General features: G+C 46.6%; 19 protein-coding genes. 8 read left to right on the top strand and 11 right to left on the bottom strand.

Annotation, left to right across the window (positions count from 1 at the left end; genetic code table 11):
• Positions 1 to 109: 109 nt before the first annotated feature.
• The 3 genes from KVT36_RS14755 to pafA all read right to left on the bottom strand — a co-directional run bounded on the left by KVT36_RS14755 (position 110) and on the right by pafA (position 3561).
• On the bottom strand, positions 110 to 778 hold the full coding sequence (locus KVT36_RS14755) for a hypothetical protein (protein ID WP_217604249.1): 669 nt from the start codon (positions 776 to 778) through the stop codon (positions 110 to 112).
• Between the two features lie 83 nt (positions 779 to 861).
• Positions 862 to 1659, bottom strand: a complete 798-nt coding sequence (locus tag KVT36_RS14750) for an enoyl-CoA hydratase/isomerase family protein (RefSeq protein WP_254640011.1) — start codon at positions 1657 to 1659, stop codon at positions 862 to 864.
• A 237-nt stretch (positions 1660 to 1896) separates the two neighbouring features.
• Positions 1897 to 3561, bottom strand: coding sequence for an alkaline phosphatase PafA (gene pafA, locus KVT36_RS14745; RefSeq protein WP_217604248.1), 1665 nt, complete (start codon positions 3559 to 3561; stop codon positions 1897 to 1899).
• Positions 3562 to 3770: 209 nt separating this feature from the next.
• On the opposite strand from pafA, the gene KVT36_RS14740 reads away from it, so the two are divergent.
• The gene (locus KVT36_RS14740; RefSeq protein ID WP_217604247.1) at positions 3771 to 5012 is read left to right on the top strand and encodes a pyridoxal phosphate-dependent aminotransferase family protein; all 1242 of its coding nucleotides are present in this window, start codon (positions 3771 to 3773) and stop codon (positions 5010 to 5012) included.
• Positions 5013 to 5728: 716 nt separating this feature from the next.
• Here the strand turns inward: KVT36_RS14740 and purL are convergent.
• Entirely contained in the window at positions 5729 to 7984 is a 2256-nt protein-coding gene (gene purL, locus KVT36_RS14735) for a phosphoribosylformylglycinamidine synthase subunit PurL (RefSeq protein WP_254640010.1), read from the bottom strand.
• 539 nt (positions 7985 to 8523) lie between these two features.
• Between purL and KVT36_RS14730 the strand changes: the two genes are divergently transcribed.
• From KVT36_RS14730 to KVT36_RS14720, 3 genes are all read left to right on the top strand, one after another.
• Positions 8524 to 10719, top strand: a complete 2196-nt coding sequence (locus tag KVT36_RS14730; RefSeq protein ID WP_217604246.1) for a glutamine synthetase III — start codon at positions 8524 to 8526, stop codon at positions 10717 to 10719.
• A gap of 113 nt (positions 10720 to 10832) precedes the next feature.
• Complete coding sequence (locus KVT36_RS14725) at positions 10833 to 11225, top strand: hypothetical protein (protein WP_217604245.1); 393 nt, start codon at positions 10833 to 10835, stop codon at positions 11223 to 11225.
• Positions 11226 to 11352: 127 nt separating this feature from the next.
• Positions 11353 to 13089, top strand: a complete 1737-nt coding sequence (locus KVT36_RS14720; RefSeq protein WP_217604244.1) for a family 43 glycosylhydrolase — start codon at positions 11353 to 11355, stop codon at positions 13087 to 13089.
• Between the two features lie 57 nt (positions 13090 to 13146).
• Here the strand turns inward: KVT36_RS14720 and accC are convergent, their stop codons facing one another.
• The 3 genes from accC to efp are packed head-to-tail and all read right to left on the bottom strand — an operon-like array spanning position 13147 to position 15578.
• Positions 13147 to 14484, bottom strand: coding sequence for an acetyl-CoA carboxylase biotin carboxylase subunit (gene accC, locus KVT36_RS14715; RefSeq protein ID WP_217604243.1), 1338 nt, complete (start codon positions 14482 to 14484; stop codon positions 13147 to 13149).
• Between the two features lie 8 nt (positions 14485 to 14492).
• Positions 14493 to 14969, bottom strand: a complete 477-nt coding sequence (accB, locus tag KVT36_RS14710; protein ID WP_217604242.1) for an acetyl-CoA carboxylase biotin carboxyl carrier protein — start codon at positions 14967 to 14969, stop codon at positions 14493 to 14495.
• Between the two features lie 42 nt (positions 14970 to 15011).
• Positions 15012 to 15578 (bottom strand): elongation factor P, encoded by a 567-nt coding sequence (efp, locus tag KVT36_RS14705; RefSeq protein WP_089918456.1) that lies wholly within the window; start codon positions 15576 to 15578, stop codon positions 15012 to 15014.
• A 278-nt stretch (positions 15579 to 15856) separates the two neighbouring features.
• Between efp and KVT36_RS14700 the strand changes: the two genes are divergently transcribed.
• The 3 genes from KVT36_RS14700 (at position 15857) to KVT36_RS14690 (ending at position 18088) form a co-directional block, all read left to right on the top strand.
• Entirely contained in the window at positions 15857 to 16357 is a 501-nt protein-coding gene (locus tag KVT36_RS14700; protein WP_217604241.1) for a peroxiredoxin, read from the top strand.
• A 150-nt stretch (positions 16358 to 16507) separates the two neighbouring features.
• The gene (gene mdh / locus KVT36_RS14695; RefSeq protein ID WP_217604240.1) at positions 16508 to 17446 is read left to right on the top strand and encodes a malate dehydrogenase; all 939 of its coding nucleotides are present in this window, start codon (positions 16508 to 16510) and stop codon (positions 17444 to 17446) included.
• Positions 17447 to 17626: 180 nt separating this feature from the next.
• Positions 17627 to 18088, top strand: a complete 462-nt coding sequence (locus KVT36_RS14690) for a MarR family winged helix-turn-helix transcriptional regulator (protein WP_217604239.1) — start codon at positions 17627 to 17629, stop codon at positions 18086 to 18088.
• Between the two features lie 6 nt (positions 18089 to 18094).
• Here the strand turns inward: KVT36_RS14690 and KVT36_RS14685 are convergent, their stop codons facing one another.
• The 4 genes from KVT36_RS14685 to KVT36_RS14670 all read right to left on the bottom strand — a co-directional run bounded on the left by KVT36_RS14685 (position 18095) and on the right by KVT36_RS14670 (position 21562).
• Positions 18095 to 19333 (bottom strand): MFS transporter, encoded by a 1239-nt coding sequence (locus KVT36_RS14685; protein ID WP_217604238.1) that lies wholly within the window; start codon positions 19331 to 19333, stop codon positions 18095 to 18097.
• Between the two features lie 28 nt (positions 19334 to 19361).
• Complete coding sequence (locus tag KVT36_RS14680) at positions 19362 to 20051, bottom strand: DedA family protein (RefSeq protein WP_217604237.1); 690 nt, start codon at positions 20049 to 20051, stop codon at positions 19362 to 19364.
• A 71-nt stretch (positions 20052 to 20122) separates the two neighbouring features.
• Positions 20123 to 21382 carry a dicarboxylate/amino acid:cation symporter gene (locus KVT36_RS14675; RefSeq protein WP_217604236.1) on the bottom strand — a complete coding sequence of 420 codons (1260 nt, stop codon included), beginning with the start codon at positions 21380 to 21382 and terminating at the stop codon, positions 20123 to 20125.
• A 12-nt stretch (positions 21383 to 21394) separates the two neighbouring features.
• Positions 21395 to 21562 carry a hypothetical protein gene (locus KVT36_RS14670; protein WP_217604235.1) on the bottom strand — a complete coding sequence of 56 codons (168 nt, stop codon included), beginning with the start codon at positions 21560 to 21562 and terminating at the stop codon, positions 21395 to 21397.
• Between KVT36_RS14670 and KVT36_RS32720 the strand changes: the two genes are divergently transcribed.
• The coding region (locus KVT36_RS32720) for an amino acid permease (RefSeq protein ID WP_254640009.1) at positions 21561 to 21884 on the top strand (324 nt) is incomplete at its 3' end. The genes KVT36_RS14670 and KVT36_RS32720 overlap by 2 nt on opposite strands.

Raw genomic sequence — 21884 nt, 5'->3', positions numbered from 1 at the left:
TGCCCTCCCTGCGCCAATCTCTCCCAGCCAGCCTAACGCCTTATTACAAATCATAACCAACCATTTGCCCATAAAAACGCCGGCCTTAACTATTTCATCTCCCCCTTACTCAGCTTCCCATTTTCTGCAGCTCCTCTTTGCTGATCACTTTATAACCGGAAACAGGCGTTTCAAATAAAGCGGCCGGTACCGGGTGTAAGTCTATATGAGTGGCTATTACGTTCATTTTAGCGCCGGTGCGGGTAATAATTTCAAACTGCAGCGGCATTCCCTTCAGGTTCACAAACCGCCGGTTGTAATGTTTATTTTCCGGTATCAGGTCGGGGGTATAGTATACTTCAAAGGTTTTACCGTCCGGCATAATGCCGGTGGCTTTTTTGCAGGTATACCCCAGCAGCTCCTTGGTACCTGCTTCGTCCTTAAAGCGGATGCCCGTGTACTGTTTCAGCTCCTTATCATATTCTTCCTTGTCAGAACGGATCAGGTATTTATCGCCATGGTTATCGATCAATGTTATCAGGGACTGCTCTTTGCTGTTAATCAGGTAAGTATAGTGCACCACGTTCAGGTTCATATCTATCCGGCTCAGGTGACCGCGCATGTATTGGGTAAGAGTACTGCCTTCCAGCATCGCATCGGCCTGCAGCTGCTCGGGCGGCAGCTCCAGCTTGTACACAATCTTCATGTCAGACACCAAACGCTGTGCACACAGACGGCCTGCTGCCATACTGCATATCAAAAAAATAAGCAGCCATTTGTTGAGTGATTTTCTGTGCATTTTTATCTTTTATTTTTCATAGGTCTTTCTCTCGCACCACACTTCCTGCAATTATTAATTCTTAATTATTCATTATTAATTCCTTACCAGGCTAACTTCTCTTTATTCAAAAACGCCTGGATCCCCCTCCTGCACTCCGCATGCTCACGGGTTTGTGCATTCAGGCGGGCGGCTTGTTCCAGGGCTTCATCCAGCGGCTTATCCAACACCATGCCTATCAATTGTTTAGTAACTTTCAGAGAATTTGCAGCAGCTTCTTCACATAAGCCGGCCGCTATCTTGTTCACGTAGTCGGTTATATCTGCTTTGGGTACTACTTCGTTAATAAGTCCATAGGCCTGTGCTTTGTCTGCGCTCACCAGCTTACCGGTTAATAACAGCTCCCGCGCACGGCCCTCCCCTGTTTTGCGTACCAGGAATACAGATACCAGCGCGGGTATAAACCCGATCTTTACCTCGGTATAACCCAGTAAGGCTTCCGGTACTGCATAGCTCAGGTCGCACAGGGTTACCAGCCCGCAACCGCCTGCAATGGCATGCCCCTGTACCAGGGCTATCACTATTTTATCATGATGGTATATCTGCTGCATTAGCTGCATCAGGGCCTTGGAATCCGCCAGGTTTTCATCAAAAGTATTCTGCTGTAGTTGTTGCAGGTATTCCAGGTCAGCGCCGGCGCAAAAAGCATCACCGGCCCCTGTCAGCAGGATCACTTTTACTGCGTCATCATCCCCCGCTTGCTTAAACGCCTGCTGTAGCTCCGCTACCATGGCGCCATTCAGTGCATTACGCTTTTCAGGCCGGTTCAGGGTAACCGTTGCAATACGGTTCTTCACCTCATAGGTAATGAATGAAAAGGTAGTTGTAAGGTTGTGTGACAAGGTTACATTTTTAAATACACCGGCCGGGGCCGGAAAGCAATTTACTTAAATTGAGACCAAATCTCAAACTAATTAAACGCTCCAAACCGGTGTACAGATATGTGGATACGTAAATGTGCAGATAGGTAATTAACCCCTATGCTGCAATACGGTATAAAATCAATATGCTGATATACTAACGATACCGGTACCCATACCAGCACATAGCATATCAGCATATGATCACATTTGACTTATCTACTTCGTTATTTCTTCAATTACTTTACCCACATTACCACTGGGCATTTGTATGTGCAGCAGTGCTGCCAGAGTGGGGGTAATATCCGTCATACCAATAGTGCGGTTACTTTTACCGGCCGGAATGCCCCAGCCCATCCATACCAGCGGAATATGTGCATCATAGGGATACCAGAGGCCGTGCGTAGTGCCGGTAGGGCCGCCTTCTATCCATCCCGGCGCCAGTACCAGCTGTATATCCCCGCCGCGTTTGGCATTAAAGCCATTTAACAGCATAGTGCGCATAGGTTCCGGTAAAGGAGTGGTCATTAATTCCTGTAAAGGAAATGCATTCACCACTGCCGGTAATTCCATCACCTGGGCTATAATAAGATCCGCAACCTCTTTTGGGGTTTTACCTGCTTTGGCAATGGCTGCATGGTCCAGGTACAGCTGGTAATTGCTGGAGCCCAGTATGGCTTTAGCAATGCCAAAACGGGTATTAATATTATCATTCAGGCTTTTAATAAGCGTAACATCATTGAAGGTTTTGCCGGGCATTTTGTTCTCTTCCATAAAACCGGGTACGTGCGCCACACCATGATCTGCTGTTATGAAAAAAGTATATTGCCCCTTACCTATTTTTTTATCCAGGTAATCAAAAAAGGCCGCCAGGTCTTTATCCAGGCGCAGGTAAGTATCTTCTGTTTCAATGGAATTAGGCCCAAATTGGTGGCCCACATAGTCGGTGGAGGAAAGGCTGATGGCCAGCAGGTCTGTTACATCACCACTGCCCAATTTATAGGCTTCCAGCGCTTTTTTGGCAAATTCCAGCGTCATGGTATTACCCCAGGGCGTAGCGGCGATCAGGGATTTTGCATTGGCGCTCAGGTCATGCGGAAAGGAGGTATTGTCCGCGCCTTTGTATTTGCCCTCATAGGCCTTTTCATCGGCAGTGCTAAGGTTATAGGTACCAATAGGGTACAGCGTGTTCCAGGGCGCTTTCAGGTACCGGCCGGGCCATTGCTGACCATTAAAGTTCTGCACCCAGCCTGGCAGGGCATTCATGTAATAGGTGCTGCTGATCCAGTTGCCGCTGGTACCATCATACCAGTAAGCAGCCGTAGCATTATGCCCGGCAGGTAAAATAGCGCCGCGGTCTTTAATGGCTACGCCTACCACCTTACTCTGGAAGTTGTTGGATAAACGCAGCTCATCGCCAATAGTGGTTACCAGCAAATTGCGGGGGCTCATTTTACCGGCCAGGGCGCCACCGCCTACACTGCTAACAGTGCTGTCCTCCACGCAGTATATGTTCCTGTGCAGCTGTACATTACACCAGTCATTCCCGATAATGCCATGCACTGCCGGTACGGAACCGGTATATACACAGGTATGCCCGCAGGCAGTAATGGTGGGCGCATAGTTAATTAACGTATTTTCGCAGGAGAATCCTTCGCGTAACAAGCGTTTAAAACCGTTAGCGGTATAACGGTTGTAATAACGGTACAGATAGTCCCACCGCATCTGGTCTACCACTACGCCTACTACCAGCTTAGGACGGCCGGCTGTTTTAGCCGCTGTTTCAGCAGGGCGATAAAAAGGTTGGGGAGAAGTGGCTTTTTGAGCTGCAGACCCATGTGATAAAAACAAACATGCCGATACCAGTAAGTTGATCCATTTCATGACAGAGACATTATTTTTTTAAAACCGTTCTATGAAGCGATGCCCCAGGTTTGCCTTTCCGGTTCACTGTATACAGGCGGCTTCCTGGTGATGAATGAAATTTTATTGTTTTGGTAAGCGGGAACAAAAGTAATGGAAGATTACAAAAAGTAATTATTTAATACCTTTGTGCCGATTTTTAATGATCACAATTAATCATTAATTAACATATGGATATATTTGAGAAGCTGCTGAAGCACAGAGGTCCCATTGGGGAGCATTCTGAAAGAGCCCATGGCTATTTTGCTTTCCCCAAGCTGGAAGGGGAAATTGGCCCGCGTATGAACTTCAGAGGCCGGGAAAAAATTGTATGGAGCCTGAATAACTACCTGGGCCTGGCCAACCATCCGGAAGTACGCGCCACAGATGCAAAGGCTGCAGCAGATTTTGGCTTAGCCGCCCCTATGGGCGCCCGTATGATGAGCGGTAACACCAATTACCATGAGCAGTTGGAAAAAGAGCTGTCTGATTACATGGGGAAAGAGGATACTACTCTGCTGAACTATGGCTACCAGGGCATTATGAGCGCTATTGACGCCGTATGTAACCGCCGGGATGTGATTGTGTATGATGCGGAATGCCACGCCAGCATTATTGATGGCCTGCGCCTGCACCAGGGCCACCGTTACGTGTTCAAGCACAATGACATAGTGGATTGTGAAAAGCAGCTGAACCGCGCCGTAGAGCTTATTAAAACCACCGGTGGTGGTATACTGGTAGTTACGGAAGGCGTGTTTGGCATGGCCGGCGACCAGGGCAAGCTGAAAGAGATTGCCGCGCTGAAAGATAAATACGAGTTCCGCCTGCTGGTGGATGATGCACATGGTTTTGGCACCATGGGTAAAACCGGCGCCGGTACCGGCGAAGAGCAGGGCGTACAGGATAAAATAGACCTGCTGTTCAACACCTTTGCCAAATCAGGCGCTTCTATAGGCGCTTTCATGAGCGGCGATAAAGGCATTATTAACTATCTGCGCTATAATATGCGCGCCCAGATCTTTGCCAAATCCGTTCCCTTACCACTGGTAATAGGACATTTGAAAAGAGTGGAGCTCATGCGCACCCAGCCTGCCCTGAAAGCAAAGCTGTGGGATAATGTGAACAAGCTGCAGCGCGGCCTCCGGGAAAAAGGGTTTAACATCGGGCATACCAACTCCCCGGTAACACCTATCTACCTGCAGGGTGATATTCCCGAAGCCACGGCCATGTGCCTGGATCTGCGGGAGAATTACAACATCTTCTGCTCTATTGTGGTATACCCGGTAATACCAAAAGGGCAGATCATTTACCGCCTGATACCAACCGCAGCGCATAGCGATGATGATATTGCACAAACCCTGAAAGCTTTCAGCGAAACCAAGCAAAAGCTGGACAGGAAAGAATATAAAGTAGCGGAGATACCCATGGTGTAAAACCCGCTGCTGTAAACGCAAACGTCCCGTAGATCAATTGATTTACGGGACGTTCTGTTTATGGAATAGCAGTACTTTGTAACTTTAAAAAATAGGGCCGACTGCAGTCGGCCCTTTCAACAAATCAAGTTCTTTCACTAGGTGTAAATAATTAAAGCTTGCAGCTTTCAGAGGACATGGTAGAACTAACTGGTCTCATAGAATTAGAAACAACCAAATGGTTCTAATAAACTTTATAATAAGGTGTAAATGATTCTCTTGTGTTAAATGTAGTATTTTGCTTCTCTCTGTTGTCAAAATTAGGCCTCCTGTACGTACAAAAGATCACACGAACGTGTCATTTTGTTAATAGCCTGTTAAATGGCTTATAATAAAATACTAAGCTACAACGTTCCGCGTTTGCTTAAAATTTGTGATTTGTATAAACAAATAATATGTATCTGTAGTGTTAAACACCCCGGTTAAAAGTGTGTAAAATACATTTATAGCGGCTGAAACTCAACCACTGTCGAGAAACTCCCCACATTTTCAAGCAGTTAATCATCCACAATAACATACATATACACCCCTTTGTTTGCTGACTATGTATGTATAAAAACGCTTTATAAACCGGGACAAACCTATGTGTTATTTGCCCCAAAAAGCTTTTAAAGAACAAAGGGCAAAAAGCAGTTAAACCGCCTTTTGCCCTTGTTGTATTACTTACTATTAACCCTTTATTGCAGATGGTTTTCTATTGCAGTGTCATATAACGCTTTCCACTCGCCTACTTTACCCCAGTCTTCCCCGTCTATAACCACATGCTCACCTTTTACCACACCTATTTTTTCGCTGCGTACAGAGTGGTCTGTAGCATCTACCAATCCATGCAGTAAAGCCTCAAACTTCTCCTTATTCTCCGGTTTTACGGTAACTACCACCCGGCTCTGGCTTTCGCCAAACAGGTAGGCATCTTTACGGAAGTTATTATTGGTGTGTACATCAAAGCCCAAACCACTGGCCATAGCGCTTTCCAGCAGGGTTACAAACAGGCCGCCTTCGCTTACATCGTGTGCGGACTGAATCAAACCTGCTTTATTCAGCTTGGCAATAGCCACCTGCAGCTGGTGTTCTTCTTCCAGGTGAAAATGCGGCGCCGGGCTGTGCTCAATACCAATGATCTTGTGCAGGTATTCAGAGCTGTTAATATCATTACGGCTGCGGCCTACCAGGTATACCAGGTGACCGGCTTCTTTAAAGTTCAGGGTAATACGCTGCTCCAGGCTGTCCAGTATACCTAACATGCCAATGGTAGGTGTAGGATACACCGGCCCATCCGGGCTCTGGTTGTAGAAGCTTACATTACCACCGGTAACCGGTGTGTTAAACTTGCGGCAGGCCTCTCCCATTCCTTTAATGGCATGTACAAACTGGTAGTACACTTCAGGATCATATGGGTTGCCAAAGTTCAGGCAGTTGGTAATGGCTACCGGCTCTCCACCGCTGCACACAATGTTACGGGCAGCTTCTGCTACCGCTATCTGTCCGCCAATATGCGGGCTGGCAAATACATAGCGGCTGTTACAATCCGTGGTAACGGCCAGCGCTTTCTTGCTTCCTTTTACCAGCACAATAGCCGCATCGCTGGGCGCATTGGTGCTGGCATTGGCCGTACCTACCATGCTGTCATACTGAGTGTAGATCCAGCGTTTGGAAGCTATGTTCGGCAGCTTTACCAGCCTTTCTGCTACAAAACGCGGGTGCAGGGTATCCTGCACGTTCTGCACGTCAAATGCTTTGATCTTTTCAAAATAAGCCGGCTCTGTATAAGCGCGGTGGTATTGGGGAGCTCCGCCACCCAGCACCAGGCTTTCCGCAGGCACATCTGCCTCCAGCACGCCATTCATATAGAACTTCAGGTGCGGCTCTTTGGTTACCTCACCGATCTGTACACAGTGCAGATCCCATTTTTCAAATATTTTCAGCACTTCAGCCTCCCGGCCTTTGTGCACTACTATCAGCATTCTTTCCTGGCTTTCGCTCAGCAGCATTTCCCAGGCTTTCATGTTCTCCTGGCGGGTAGGTACCTTATCCAGGTAAATGTTCATGCCATGTTCGCCTTTAGCGCTCATTTCCGCGGTGGAGCAAGTGATACCGGCTGCGCCCATATCCTGCATACCTACCAGGGCATTGGTCTTAATTACTTCCAGGCAGGCTTCCAGCAGCTTCTTTTCCTGGAAGGGATCTCCTACCTGCACAGCTGGCAGGTCTTCTGCGCTTTCTTCCGTAATGTCTGCACTGGCAAAGGAAGCCCCGCCAATACCGTCTTTACCAGTAGCGGAACCAACTATGAATACCGGGTTGCCGGGGCCATAGGAAGTAGCGGAAACGGTTTGCCCAACTTTTACAATACCTACGCTCATGGCATTTACCAGCGGGTTGGTACCGTAGCAGTCTTCAAAATATGCTTCGCCACCAACAGTAGGTACGCCAAAGCAGTTGCCATAGTGGCCAATGCCATGTACAATACCTTTCAGCAGGTGTTGTGTTTTTGCATCTTTCAGGTTGCCAAAACGCAGGGAGTTCAGCGCGGCAATAGGGCGTGCGCCCATGGTAAAAATATCGCGGTGTATACCGCCCACACCCGTTGCAGCACCCTGGAAGGGCTCAATAGCGCTGGGGTGGTTATGTGATTCTATTTTAAATACGCAGGCATAACCATCGCCAATATCTACCAGCCCTGCATTTTCCTCACCGGCCTTTACCAGCAGGCGTTCGCCATCACGGGGCAGGGATTTTAGCCATACAATGGAGTTTTTGTAGCTGCAATGCTCACTCCACATTACGGAGTACATACTCAGCTCCGTAAAGTTGGGCACACGGCCCAGGATGGTTTTTATACGTTCAAATTCGTCTGCGGTAAGTCCTAATTGTTCTGCCGTTTCTACGGTGGTATTTATTAATTTATCGGAAGTTTCTACAGTGCTTTGCATGTATTTAGGTAATTGTAGACTTGTAGTATGAAAGAAATGCAAACCTAGCTAAATTTCCTGCAATTGACAAGGGGCTAACGGGTAGGTATAACCGGATTAAAGGCAGGCAGCTGTGTAAAACGGGGTGGCTGGTGGCTTTAACCCCTTTTTTATGGCACTGGTTAATGTTGCCTTGGGCGATAGAACGACGTTTGAGGGAGAAAAACTACGTACGTTATATATTTAAGGTCATTTTTGAGGCTGCTACAGCATATAACAGGCCATAACCCTTACCCCTGGCTTGTCTTATTTGATCATTGCACTTTTCCATCAATCGTTTCTTACTGATTACCTAAGTAATCAATTTCATATAGTTGTTTTTTTAATGTATCAGTTCCGAAACCTTCTCGCCCATTTTTTTGTTGAAAAATTAAAAAATTCACTTCTTTTACTGTCAAAATGAAATTTTTTAGCAAAAAACAATAAACTTCTTGTTTATATTACGTAATGGATGTTTTTTTGTGTAAAATTACTTTACTTAGTATAAAATCAATTACAGCATGCAATCTTTACGCTTCAATGCGCTGGAAAACCTTTCCGGTGTTGATTTAAAAATTAAACCCGAACAATTCAACGGGAAAATCACCGAAGTGTTTGGCAGTAATGTCTTCACTGGGAAAGTTCTGCGCGAGAATCTGAGTGACGAAGCTTATAAAAGCTTAATGAATTCCATTAAAGCTGGCTCTAAGATCGAACGTAAAATGGCCGACCAGATTGCCGCTGGTTTGAAACAATGGGCCATGAAAAAAGGTGTAACCCACTTTACCCACTGGTTCCAACCCCTTACCGGTACTACGGCCGAAAAGCATGACTCTTTCTTCACCATTAAAAGCGATGGCTCTGCTATTGAAACTTTTGACGGCGATGCACTGGTACAACAGGAGCCTGATGCTTCCAGCTTCCCCAGCGGCGGTATCCGCGCTACTTTTGAAGCCCGCGGTTATACTGCATGGGATCCCTCCTCTCCTGCTTTTATTATAGAACAAGGATATGGTAAAACACTTTGCATACCTACCATTTTTGTAGCCTATACCGGTGAATCACTGGATTACAAGGCGCCGCTGCTGAAAGCACTGTCTGCGCTGGATAAAGCTGCTGTAGACGTATGTAACTATTTTGATAAAAATGTAACCAAAGTAACCGCTACCCTGGGTTGGGAGCAGGAATACTTCCTGGTTGACGAAAACCTGGCTAATGCCCGCCCTGACCTGATCATGTGCGGCCGTACCGTGGTAGGTCACGCACCTTCCAAAGGTCAGCAGCTGGAAGACCACTACTTTGGCTCCATACCGGAACGCGCCTACGCATTTATGCGCGATTTTGAAGAAGAGTCTTACAAGCTGGGCATTCCGCTGAGAACCCGCCATAACGAGGTGGCTCCTTCTCAGTTTGAGTGCGCTCCTATCTTTGAAGAAGTGAACATTGCAGTGGATCACAACTCCCTGCTGATGGACGTAATGAATAAAGTGTCTAAACGTCACAAACTGAAAGCGTTACTGCATGAGAAACCTTTTGCAGGCATTAACGGTTCAGGTAAGCACAACAACTGGAGCATGGCCACCGATACCGGTGTGAACCTGCTGGCCCCGGGTAAAACACCCAAGACCAACCTCATGTTCCTGACCTTCTTTGTGAACACCATCAAAGCCGTGCATGACTATGCAGACCTGATGCGTGCTTCCATTGCTTCTGCCAGCAACGACTTCCGTCTGGGTGCTAACGAAGCGCCTCCCGCTATCATCTCCGTTTTCGTAGGTAAGTACCTGTTTGAAGTATTGCAGGAAGTTAAGACCCGCGTAAACAACAAGTTTGATGAGCAGGATGAAGCTATCCTGAAACTGGATCTGCACCGCCACATTCCGGAACTGATGCTGGATAACACCGACCGTAACCGTACCTCTCCGTTTGCCTTTACCGGTAACAAGTTTGAGTTCCGCGCGGTAGGTTCTTCTGCAAACTGTGCTTCCGCTATGACCACCCTCAACACCATCATGGCTAAAACCCTGCAGGTGTTCAAAAAAGAAGTGGATTCCCTGATCGAAAAAGGCGAGAAAAAAGAGATTGCCATCATGCAAACTCTTCGGAAATATATTGTAGATTCGGAAAAAGTTTTATTCGAAGGCGACGGCTACAGCGAAGAATGGGCTATAGAAGCAGAAAAAAGAGGTTTGCCGAATATTAAAACTACACCGCAGGCACTGGATGCCCTGGTAACTCCCAAAGCAGCCAAGCTGTTCACGGAAACCGGCGTTTACAATGAAAAAGAGCTGCATGCACGCCACGAAATACTGCTGGAAGATTATGTGAAGAGAGTACAGATCGAAGCCCGCGTAATTGGCGACCTGGCCACCAACACCATTCTGCCGGCTGCTATCAGCTACCAGAACACGCTGATCGAAAACATCCGCGGATTAAAGGACATTGGTTTAGGTGAAGATGCCGTAAAAGCACAAAAACAGATAGCTGGTAAAATAGCTGAACATATTAATGTCATCAGTGAGAATGTACAGGCTATGATTGAGGCGCGTAAAGTGACAAATAAGCTCACTGACAGCCGTCAGAAAGCGGTAGATTACTGTGAAAAAATTAAGCCGTACTTTGAAGTGATCCGTTACCACTCCGACAAACTGGAGTTTTTAGTGGATGACAAACTATGGGCACTGCCCAAGTACAGAGAGCTGCTTTTCTTGCGATAAAACCGTAAGATTGTTTTGGTGTATGATTAGCCTGCGGTTTTCACCGTGGGCTTTTCTGTTTTTAAACCTTTGGTGCCCCATCCGGTCTATATGAAAGTAAACCATCAATCTATATGAAGCTGCTACCCGCCTTGTTTATAATGCTCAGCACCTGCAGTATTGCCTTTGCGCAGGACAGCACCATGCTTCACCATAAATTAAGCCGCAAAATGAAACAGGAGCTGGCCCTCACCAGCCCGCAAAGCAGGCAGCTGCAGAATATTGAAACCAGCTTCCGCCGCCAGGCCAAAAGCATACGCCGGAATGAAACGCTCAGCAGCGCAGAAAAAGATGCACAGCTGCACCGCTTACAGCAAACACATGCTGACCAGGTAAAAGCCCTGCTCTCCGCCACACAGTATGTACAATACCAGCAGTGGATGATTAAAAGCCAGGAGCGCTGGCAGCGCGCCCAGCGCCTGCAGGACCGGCAGCTACCGGGCAAAACCACACCCGGCAAAACATAACATTTTAGTCTCAGTCATGACTATTCCAATAAAGAACAATTAGGTTAAAGTAAGGTATCCCCGTTCATCTTCCGGTGAACGGGATTTTTTTTACTTTTAATACTACAGATACAAAAACGGAACAGCCATGCGAAAAAGATTAGTGCTGCTATTGCCGTGCTTAATACCGCTTACCGGCATAACGGCCCAGCAAAAAACTTACTGCAATCCTATTAATGTTGACTATGGGTACTGCCCTATCCCGAACTTTGTAACCCAGGGTAAACACCGTGCCACAGCGGATCCTACCATTACGTTATTCAAAGGCGATTATTATCTTTTTTCTACCAACCAATGGGGTTACTGGTGGAGTCATGATATGCTGCAATGGCATTTTGTACCCCGTAAATTCCTGAAACCATGGCACCATGTGTACGATGAGCTGTGCGCACCGGCTACGGTAGTGCTGGGCGATAGTTTGTTGGTGATCGGATCAACCTACTCCAAAAATTTTCCTTTGTGGATGAGTAAGAATCCCCGTATAGACAGCTGGAAAGAGGCGGTAGATTCTTTCCAGGCAGGCGCATGGGACCCTGCTTTTTTTGCAGATGATGATGGACGTTTGTACCTGTACCATGGCTCCAGCAACGAGTTTCCCGTTTACGGGCAGGAAGTGGACCGTAAAACATTACAACCCATTGGCGAGCGCAGGTCACTCATACGGCTAAACGATACTTTGCATGGCTGGGAACGTTTTGGAGAGCATAATGATAATACTTTCCTGAAACCCTTTATAGAAGGCGCCTGGATGAATAAGCACAATGGCCTGTATTACCTGCAATACGGCGCACCAGGTACAGAGTTCAGCGGGTATGGGGATGGTGTGTATGTAAGCAAACAGCCCCTGGGCCCTTTTACCTATCAATCACACAACCCCTTTTCATACAAACCCGGCGGGTTTGCACGGGGCGCCGGTCATGGGGCTACTTACCAGGATACGTATGGTAACTGGTGGCATGTATCTACCATCGTGATCGGTACCAAAAATAATTTTGAAAGAAGGATCGGCATATGGCCGGCCGGTTTTGATAAGGATGATGTATTGTTCTGTAACACTGCTTATGGCGACTACCCGCATTACCTGCCGGCTGCTGCTGCAGCTAAAAGCCTGTTTACCGGCTGGATGTTGCTGAACTATAATAAACCCGTACAGGTATCCTCCACCTACGGTGCTTATGCCCCCAATAATGCGGTAGATGAAAATATTAAAACCTACTGGAGTGCTGCTACCGGCAATAAGGGGGAATGGATCCAGACAGACCTGGGACAGTTGAGCACCATACACGCCGTACAGATCAACTACGCAGACCAGGATGCTACCATCATGGGCAAGCAACCCGGCCTGTACCATCAATATAAGCTCTATAGCTCCACAGATGGCCGCACCTGGAAGCTGCTAACCGATAAAAGCCGCAATACTACAGATGTACCGCATGACTATATTCCCCTTGCAACGCCCGTGCAGGCCCGGTATATAAAAATGGAAAATGTGCACATGCCCTCCGGTAAGTTTGCCATTAGCGGCTTACGCGTGTTTGGCCTGGGTAAAGGCAGCGTGCCGGATACAGTAAAAGAGTTTATTGCATTGCGGGGCAACAGTGAGCGGCGGAATGCCTGGCTTAAATGGCAAAGCAGTAATAACGCTACCGGCTATACTATTTATACCGGTCCCGCAGCGGATAAGCTGTACACCAGCATTATGGTATATGGTAATAACGAATATTACTTCTCTGCCATGGAAAAAGATCAACCCTATTATTTCTGTATAGAGCCGTTCAATGAAAATGGGGTCGGTAAGCGTACTACCGTTATAAAAGTGGAGTAAAAAAGTGTGCCACACCTTAAAGATGTGGCACATATAAATTCGTATACTACTTGCTAATTATACCAGCTTAAAGGTTTCTGTGAACTTCGTGGTAAAGTTACCTTTACGGAAGTTCTCATCACGCATCAGCTGCTGGTGGAAAGGGATAGTGGTTTTCACCCCTTCAATTACAAACTCGCTCAGCGCGCGTTCCATGGTATTAATGGCTTCTTCCCGGGTTTGCGCAACGGTTATGATCTTGGCCACCATACTATCATAGTAGGGCGGAATTACATAACCGGCGTAAATATGAGAATCCACCCGCACCCCATGGCCACCCGGTATATGCAATACCGTTATTTTACCCGGGGATGGGCGGAAGTCGTTGTACGGGTCTTCCGCATTAATACGGCATTCAATGGCATGCATCTGCGGCGTATAGTTTTTGCCGGAGATGGGAATACCTGCCGCTATCTTGATCTGCTCTTTAACCAGGTCAAAGTTGATCACCTCTTCCGTTACCCCATGTTCCACCTGTATACGGGTGTTCATTTCCATGAAGTAAAAGTTGCGGTGCTTATCTACCAGGAACTCAATGGTACCTACGCTTTCATAATTAATGGCGGAGGCGGCTTTAATAGCAGCTTCCCCCATTTTCTCACGCAGCTCCGGCGTCATGAACGGGGAGGGAGATTCCTCCACCAGCTTCTGGTGGCGGCGCTGGATAGAGCAGTCCCTTTCGCTCAGGTGGCATACTTTGCCATATTGGTCGCCAGCTACCTGTATTTCAATGTGACGGGGTTCTTCCACGAATTTCTCCATGTAAATACCGTCGTTGCTGAAAGCGGCGCGGGCTTCTGTTTTGGCCATGTTATAGGCATTCTCCAGCTCATGATCCTGCCATACTACGCGCATCCCTTTACCACCGCCACCGGCTGTAGCTTTCAGGATCACAGGCAGGCCCATTTTCTTGGCTAATTCCCTGGCTTGTTCCATGCTTTCCAGCAAACCTTCAGATCCCGGTATTACCGGTACGCCGGCAGCTATCATGGTTTCTTTGGCTGTCATCTTATCCCCCATTTTCCGGATCATGTCCGGGGTGGGGCCAATGAACTTAATACCATGCTCGCCGCATATTTCAGCAAAGCGGGCATTTTCTGCCAGGAAACCGTAACCGGGATGGATGGCGTCTGCATTGGTGATCTCCGCAGCGGCCATCAAGTGAGGGATATTCAGGTAGGATTCACTGCTTTGCGGTTTGCCTATACACACTGCTTCATCCGCAAACTTCACATGCAGGCTGTCTTTATCCGCAGTACTATAAACAGCCACCGTTTTGATGCCCATTTCCTTACAGGTGCGTATAATACGCAGGGCTATTTCTCCACGGTTGGCAATCAGTATTTTTTTAAACATTGGTTCTCTTATGGTTCTACTAAAAACAAAGGCTGGTCATATTCAACCGGAGAAGCATCATCTACCAGCACTTTTATGATCCTGCCTGATACTTCGCTTTCAATTTCATTGAACAGCTTCATGGCTTCAATGATGCAAACTACCTTGCCGGAAGTTACGTCATCACCTACATTCACGAAGGCCGGTTTGTCAGGACCAGGGCTGCGGTAAAAGGTACCGATCATAGGAGATTTGATAGTAAGCAGGTTGGTGGCTTTAGTATCAGCCGCTGCAGGAGGAGTAGCGGAAGTGGCTACAGGAACAGCAGCTGGCGCTACCTGTGCAACTGCCTGCACGGGTGCTACCGCCGGTACGGTAAAGACCTGCTGTACCTCGTTATCCTTTTGCTTTATGGTAATCTTGAACTTATCTTCCTCTATGCTCAGTTCACTGATATTGGACTTATTGACCATTTTTACCAGCTCCTGAATCTGTTTAAAATCCATGTAGACAGTTTTTGGTTTAGAAATGTTCGTTGTTGATATGGATTATTCTTTTACTCTTTCAATATATTCACCGGTTTTGGTGTTCACCCGGATGGTTTCTCCCTCGTTCACGAACAGGGGTACCATTACCGTAGCGCCGGTTTCAATAGTAGCGGGTTTCAGGGTGCGGGTAGCAGTATCCCCTTTCATGCCCGGCTCTGAATAAGTGACCTTCACCACTATTTTATCAGGCAGCTCCACACTCATAGGCTGCTCTGTTTCGGTATTGATCATTACAAACACTTCATCCCCGTCTTTCAGGAACTGTGGAGCATCCACCATGGTTTCTGCCAGGGCTATCTGCTCAAAAGTTTCTTTATCCATGAAATTGTAACCACTGTCATCCTTGTACAGGAACTGGAATGCTTTTTTCTCAACGCGTACAGGGAAAATGTTATCGCCGGAGTTCCAGGTGTGCTCTATAGAGCGGCTGTTATCTACACCTTTTAATTTAGCCCAAACCTTGGCGGCGGCACGGGCGGTCTTGTTCTGTCCAAACTCTACAACAGAATATAAGCTGTTATCCAGCTTTATGATCAATCCTGTTCTGATATCTGCAGTGGTAGCCATAAAATAGGATACTTAATTTAGTTTAAAAATTTTAGGTCAGGACAGCAAAAATAAATCATTCTCCGAAATCTTTCTGAACTGCTCTGTGGTACTACATTCCGCGAATTAATTAGATCCAAATAACGCTAAAATGCGCACTCATTATTTTTTTTAGGAATGCAAACATAAGGTAAGGACAGGTAATCTAGTAATTTTTTTGCAAAAAAATCAATTTACGGGGTTCATTCAGCCCGTTCTACCTTAATTTTAGCACTCATTATCCAAAACTAGCCCGAGACATGCGTTATTTACTTTTGTTGTGTTTTTGCATTTCCACTTTCCTGGCCCAGGCCCAGAATGCGCCTGCACAACCCGCTAAATCACCTTACCTGCAATACCCGGTCATCCCTGCTTTCCCGCTCACCCTGCCGGATGGGCATGTGATCACCAAGAACGACCTGCGCAAGAACATCCCTACCGTGGTGTTTGTGTTCAGCGTAGACTGTGACCATTGTAAAGCGCTGACCGAAGACCTGCTGAAGCACATTGATGAATTTAAGAAAACGCAGATCCTGATGGTAACGCCTTTTAAACCGGATCAAATGAAGGAGTATTATGACCATTACAAGATCCAGAACTACCGTAATATTATAATGGCCAGCGAACCTACCCGGCAGATCATGTATTTTTACGACATGCATTATTTCCCCGGTCTGTTTATATACAATAAAAAGCAGGCGCTGGTAAAGGGCTTTGAAGGCACCGTGAAGCTGGAGCAGGTGCTGAAGTACCTGAATTAAGCTGAAAGCTCAAAGCAGAAAGCTGCCTGCCATTTGTTTAGGCTTTATGCTTTCTCCTGTATGCTTTATGCTTTTATTAGCTTTATGCTTTCCGCTTTTTACTTACATTTACCTTATTCTTCATTCTTCACCTTAAAATATTTAGATAAAATGAAAGTTACTGTTGTAGGAGCCGGGAATGTAGGTGCTACCTGTGCTAATGTACTGGCCCACAGAGATTTCTTACGGGAAGTAGTATTATTGGATATTAAGGAAGGCACGGCGGAAGGAAAAGCACTGGACACCTGGCAGCAGGCGCCCATTGACTATTACAGCACCAAAGTAACAGGCGTTACCAACGACTACGCTAAAACCGCCAACAGTGACGTAGTAGTAATTACCTCCGGTTTACCACGCAAACCCGGTATGAGCCGCGATGACCTGATCTCTACCAACGCCAACATTGTAAAATCTGTTACAGAGAACATTAGTAAATACTCTCCGGATGCTATTATTATTGTAGTAAGCAACCCGCTGGATGTAATGACCTACTGCGCTTTCCTGACTGCAAAAAAAGACAGCAGCAAAGTATTTGGTATGGCCGGTATCCTGGATACAGCGCGCTACCGCGCTTTCCTGGCCGATGAAATAGGCTGTTCCCCTAAAGATATTCAGGCAATATTAATGGGTGGCCATGGCGATACTATGGTGCCCCTGCCCCGTTATACCACTGTAGCCGGTATTCCCGTAACAGAGCTGGTAGCGGCCGATAAGCTGGAAGCTATTATACAACGCACCAAAGTAGGCGGCGGTGAAATTGTGAACCTGCTGGGCACCTCTGCCTGGTATGCACCCGGCGCTGCTGCCGCACAAATGGTAGAAGCTATCCTGAAAGATGAAAAACGCATCTTCCCCTGCTGCGCATGGCTTACCGGCGAGTATGGGCTGAAGGATATTTACCTGGGCGTACCCGTAGTATTGGGTAAAACCGGTATTGAAAAAATTATTGAGCTGCAGCTGAACGCAGCAGAAAAAGAGCTGCTCTCTACTTCCGCACAACACGTAAAAGAAGTAATGGACGTGCTGGATAATATGAAAGTAACAGCATAACACCAGATGCTGATATGATACAATACGGTGGCTGATCTCAAAGCAGATCAGCCACCGTAACTTTTTAAAGGGGATCGTGTAAAAACAACACATCAAGCAGCTAATATCAACCACTTTTACGGCCTGTTTTTTGTACGGGCCATGTATTATTGACACTTAAAATCTATCTGTACCTGCATTATGTCAAACATCGAAAAACTGCTTTCCCAGAAAGCCTTTGATAATGAATACACAAAAGGCATGATAGGCCTGGTATTCGTAGGCAACTGGATCGTAAGCCGTAACCAGCAATTCTTTAAAAAGTTTGACATTACCATGCAGCAGTTTAATATACTGCGCATACTGCGTGGCCAACACCCCAAAGCCGCCAACATTAATATGCTGAAAGAAAGGATGCTGGATAGAATGAGCGATGTATCCCGCCTTGTAGAACGCTTACGCAAAGCAGATCTCCTGGAACGCAAAAGCTGTGAATCAGACCGCCGCGCCGTGGATGTAAAGATCACTTCCAAAGGCCTGCAGCTGCTGAAATCAATAGAAGAAGAAGTAACACAGCTGGATGATGTGCTGAAAAAAGCATTGGATCCCCTGGAAATAGCCCAGCTCAATAGCCTGGTAGATAAAGTGCTGGCGCAGTATTAAACGCGGTTATATCTCTTCCACATAATTCAATTCCTTGCCAAAGGTTTCTTCCAGGTAATAAGAGGTTACCAGCGCTATGCCTATGGAAATGGCTGCCACAATAGCACCGCTTTGCAGGTAAGTAAAGCTGCCCTGTAAAGCCACAAACAACATGGAAATAAGCGGCAGCAGGCCCCTGGCAAAGTTAGGTACGGTAGTAGCCACGGTAGCCCGCAGGTTGGTACCAAAACTTTCTGCAGCAATGGTTACAAAGATGGTCCAGAAACCAACGCTGAAGCCTAAGCCAAAACACACCGCGTAAAAACTCCATTTACCAGCCCCGTGCAGCTGAAAGTACAGCGTTACAAAAGCAGCCGTCAGCAACAGGAACAGCAGCATTACCTTACGGCGGCTTTTCCATAGCTGGCTAATAAGGCCGGTAGCAAAATCGCCCAGGGTAAGGCCGGTGTAACAAAAGGCAATGGCATCGCCGGGGTTAATGGCATCCCGCACATGCATTTCAATGGCAAATTTATTGGAGAAAGCCATGAGTATACCTACTACAAACCAGGTAGGAGTTCCCAGCAGCAGGCATTTCAGGTATTTTAAAAAACGGTGTTTATCCGTGAACAGCTGCAAAAAATTACCGCGGCTGGCATTGCTTGTTTTAATGGCATTAAATAAATGAGATTCCAGCACACTAATGCGCAGCACCAGCAAAGCCAGGCCCAGCGCCCCTCCTATAAAATAGCAGGTGCGCCAGTCCTGCACTATTTTGGCCACAAAGTTTGCCACTACTGCGCCAAATACGCCAATAGTAGCCACGATCATGGTACCATAACCACGTTTTTCCTTGGGTAATATTTCAGATACCAGGGTAATGCCGGCGCCTAACTCGCCCGCCAGGCCTAAGCCGGCCACAAAGCGCCATAACAGGTACATGTTGGTGCTGTGCACAAAACCATTGGCAATATTGGCTACGGAATATATTAATATGGAACCGAACAACACACTCAGGCGGCCTTTTTTATCGCCCACAATACCCCAGAAAATGCCGCCTATTAACAGGCCGGCCATTTGAACGTTAATGAGCAGCAGGCCAATACCGGCATCAATTTCCGCTTGTGGTACGCCTAGCGATTTAAGGCTGGGTACGCGCACGATCGTAAAAAGCAGCAGATCATAAATATCTACAAAATAGCCCAGTGAAGCCACTATAACGGCTATATTGAAGATAGACGTGGAACGGTTATTTGCATTCTTCATATGGTTAGTAAATAAATAGTTCGTTTTCTTAGGAAACCGTAGTATCGGTTGGTGTTTTGCTATCCTCGTGGTGCAGGTGCTCCGGGTGTTTGGTTTTTCCGAAAAACAGTTTTATCAGTACCGGCAGAGTGGTGATCAGGACTATTATAATGATAATCAGCTCCAGGTGCTCCTTTAACCCGGGGAACATTTTATCCAGGTAATGGCCGGCCAGCATCATGGAAAATACCCAGGAAAAAGAGCCTACAATATTATAGAGCATGAACTTTTTACTTTCCATTTGTACAATCCCTGCTACAATAGGTGCAAAGGTGCGCACAATGGGTAAAAAACGCGCCAGGAAAACAGCGCCGCCACCATGTTTATCATAAAATTCCCTGGCCTGGTATAAATATTTTTTCTTGAATAATAAGGTATCCTTTCTTGCAAACAGCAGCGGGCCCGACTTACGGCCAAACCAGAAGCCTACCATATTACCCAGCACACCGGCAATAGCTATCAGCAGCATTACCACTACAAATGGCATATTAAAAAAGCTTTCGCTCAGCTTTTCACCATAAATGCCGGCTACAAACAGCAGGGAGTCACCCGGCAGGAAAAATCCCACAAACAACCCCGTTTCCGCAAAAATGATCAGCAACAATAAATAAATACCCCCGTGGTCAATGATCCATTGCGGGTTAATGAGGTGTTTAAAAAGCTCTATGATCTGGTCCATGCTACTATGTTATGAGAAATTTTCCAAAAATGGCGAATTGCCAAAATAGCAATTTTACTGTTACTGAATTGTTATACTTCCTGTAATACTTCCGGCTCCTTTGCAAGCGAGCCTTCCCATTTAGAAACTACAGCAGTGGCCATAGCATTACCAATAACGTTGGTAGCGGAGCGGCCCATATCCAGTATATGATCTACCCCCAGCAGCAGCAGCAAACCTGCTTCCGGAATGTGGAACATGGATAAAGTGCCGGCTATTACTACCAGTGAGGCCCTGGGCACACCCGCAATCCCCTTGCTGGTGATCATCAGCACCAGTAACATGGATATCTGCTGCTCCAGGCCCAGGTGCATATTATAAGCCTGTGCAATGAACATGCTGGCAAAGGTCATATACATCATAGAACCATCCAGGTTAAAGGAATAGCCCAGGGGTAATACAAAGCTCACTATTTTACTGTCACAACCAAATTTTTCCAGCTCCTCCATAGTACGCGGGTAAGCCGCTTCACTGGTAGCTGTGCTGAAAGCCAGCAGCAGCGGGGCCTTTAACCGGCCCAATAAATTGAATGCGGAGCGGCCCAGTACAAAAAAACCTGCCAGCGACAGCACAATCCACAACAGGATCAGCCCTCCATAGAACTGAATGATAAACGTACCATAGGTTAGCAAAATTCCCAATCCTTTCTGCGATATGATGGCAGCCATAGCGCCAAATACAGCAAAAGGCGCAAAATTCATTACGTATGAAGTTACCTTGAGCATAATATGCGCTACGGCATCCAGCAGCTTTACTACCGGCAGCCCTTTTTCTCCAATAGCTGCAATAGCTACCCCAAAGAATAACGCAAAAATTACGATCTGCAATATCTCATTATTGGCCATTGCCATAATTACGCTGTCCGGGAATACGTGGCGGAAAAAGCCGCGCAGCGTCATATCCGTTCCGGAAACCCCGGCGCTGGCATGCGAATCCGGCACGGGTAAGTTTAAGGAATGGCCGGGCTGTAATATATTCACCAGTATTAAACCCAGGAAAAGGGATACAAATGTGGCGGTAATAAACCATAACATGGTTTTGCCCCCAATGCGGCCCACGGCTTTAATATCCCCCAGTTTAGCCACCCCCGTTACCAGGGTAGAGAATACCAGCGGTGCAATGATCATTTTTACAAGCCGCAGGAAAACATCGGTAAGTATAGATAAGTTGTCTGCAATTTTTTTAATGGCTGCTTCATCGTTCGCATATGAGTTGAATATGATATACCCTGTTAAAATTCCTAATATCATCCCAAGAACTATGTACAGGGTAAGCCGGTTAGATTTCTTCATGCCATGCTTAATTTATTGCTGCTGTGCGTGTTTAAAATTTCCCAAAAATAAGGTTCTGAGCCAATATTCACCCATAACTCCATAAAATAAAACAAGCTCATTTGATTTTTGATAGTTATATTTGGCGATCTCAAAACGACAAACTAAACCACTTAAATCAACCAACAATACTTCTATCATGAGTAGACTCTTTGTAAAAAAGCCACTGGGTCAATTATTATCTGAAGCCTCCGAAACAGAAAAAGGATTAAAAAGAACGTTAACGGCCGGATCCCTGGTTGCGTTAGGTATTGGCGCTATCATTGGTGCAGGCCTGTTTGTACGTACCGCGGCTGCTGCCGGCGCACACGCCGGACCTGCGGTAACCCTTTCCTTTATAGTAGCTGCTATTGGCTGCGCCTTAGCCGGTTTATGTTATGCGGAATTTGCTGCTGTGATACCAATTGCCGGTAGCGCATATACGTACTCCTATGCTACCCTTGGTGAATTTGTTGCCTGGATC

The sequence above is a fragment of the Chitinophaga sp. GbtcB8 genome, assembly GCF_019091455.1.
GTDB lineage: Bacteria > Bacteroidota > Bacteroidia > Chitinophagales > Chitinophagaceae > Chitinophaga.
The sequence above is the reverse complement of the archived record's forward strand: the minus strand, read 5'-3'. Positions and strand labels throughout refer to the sequence as shown.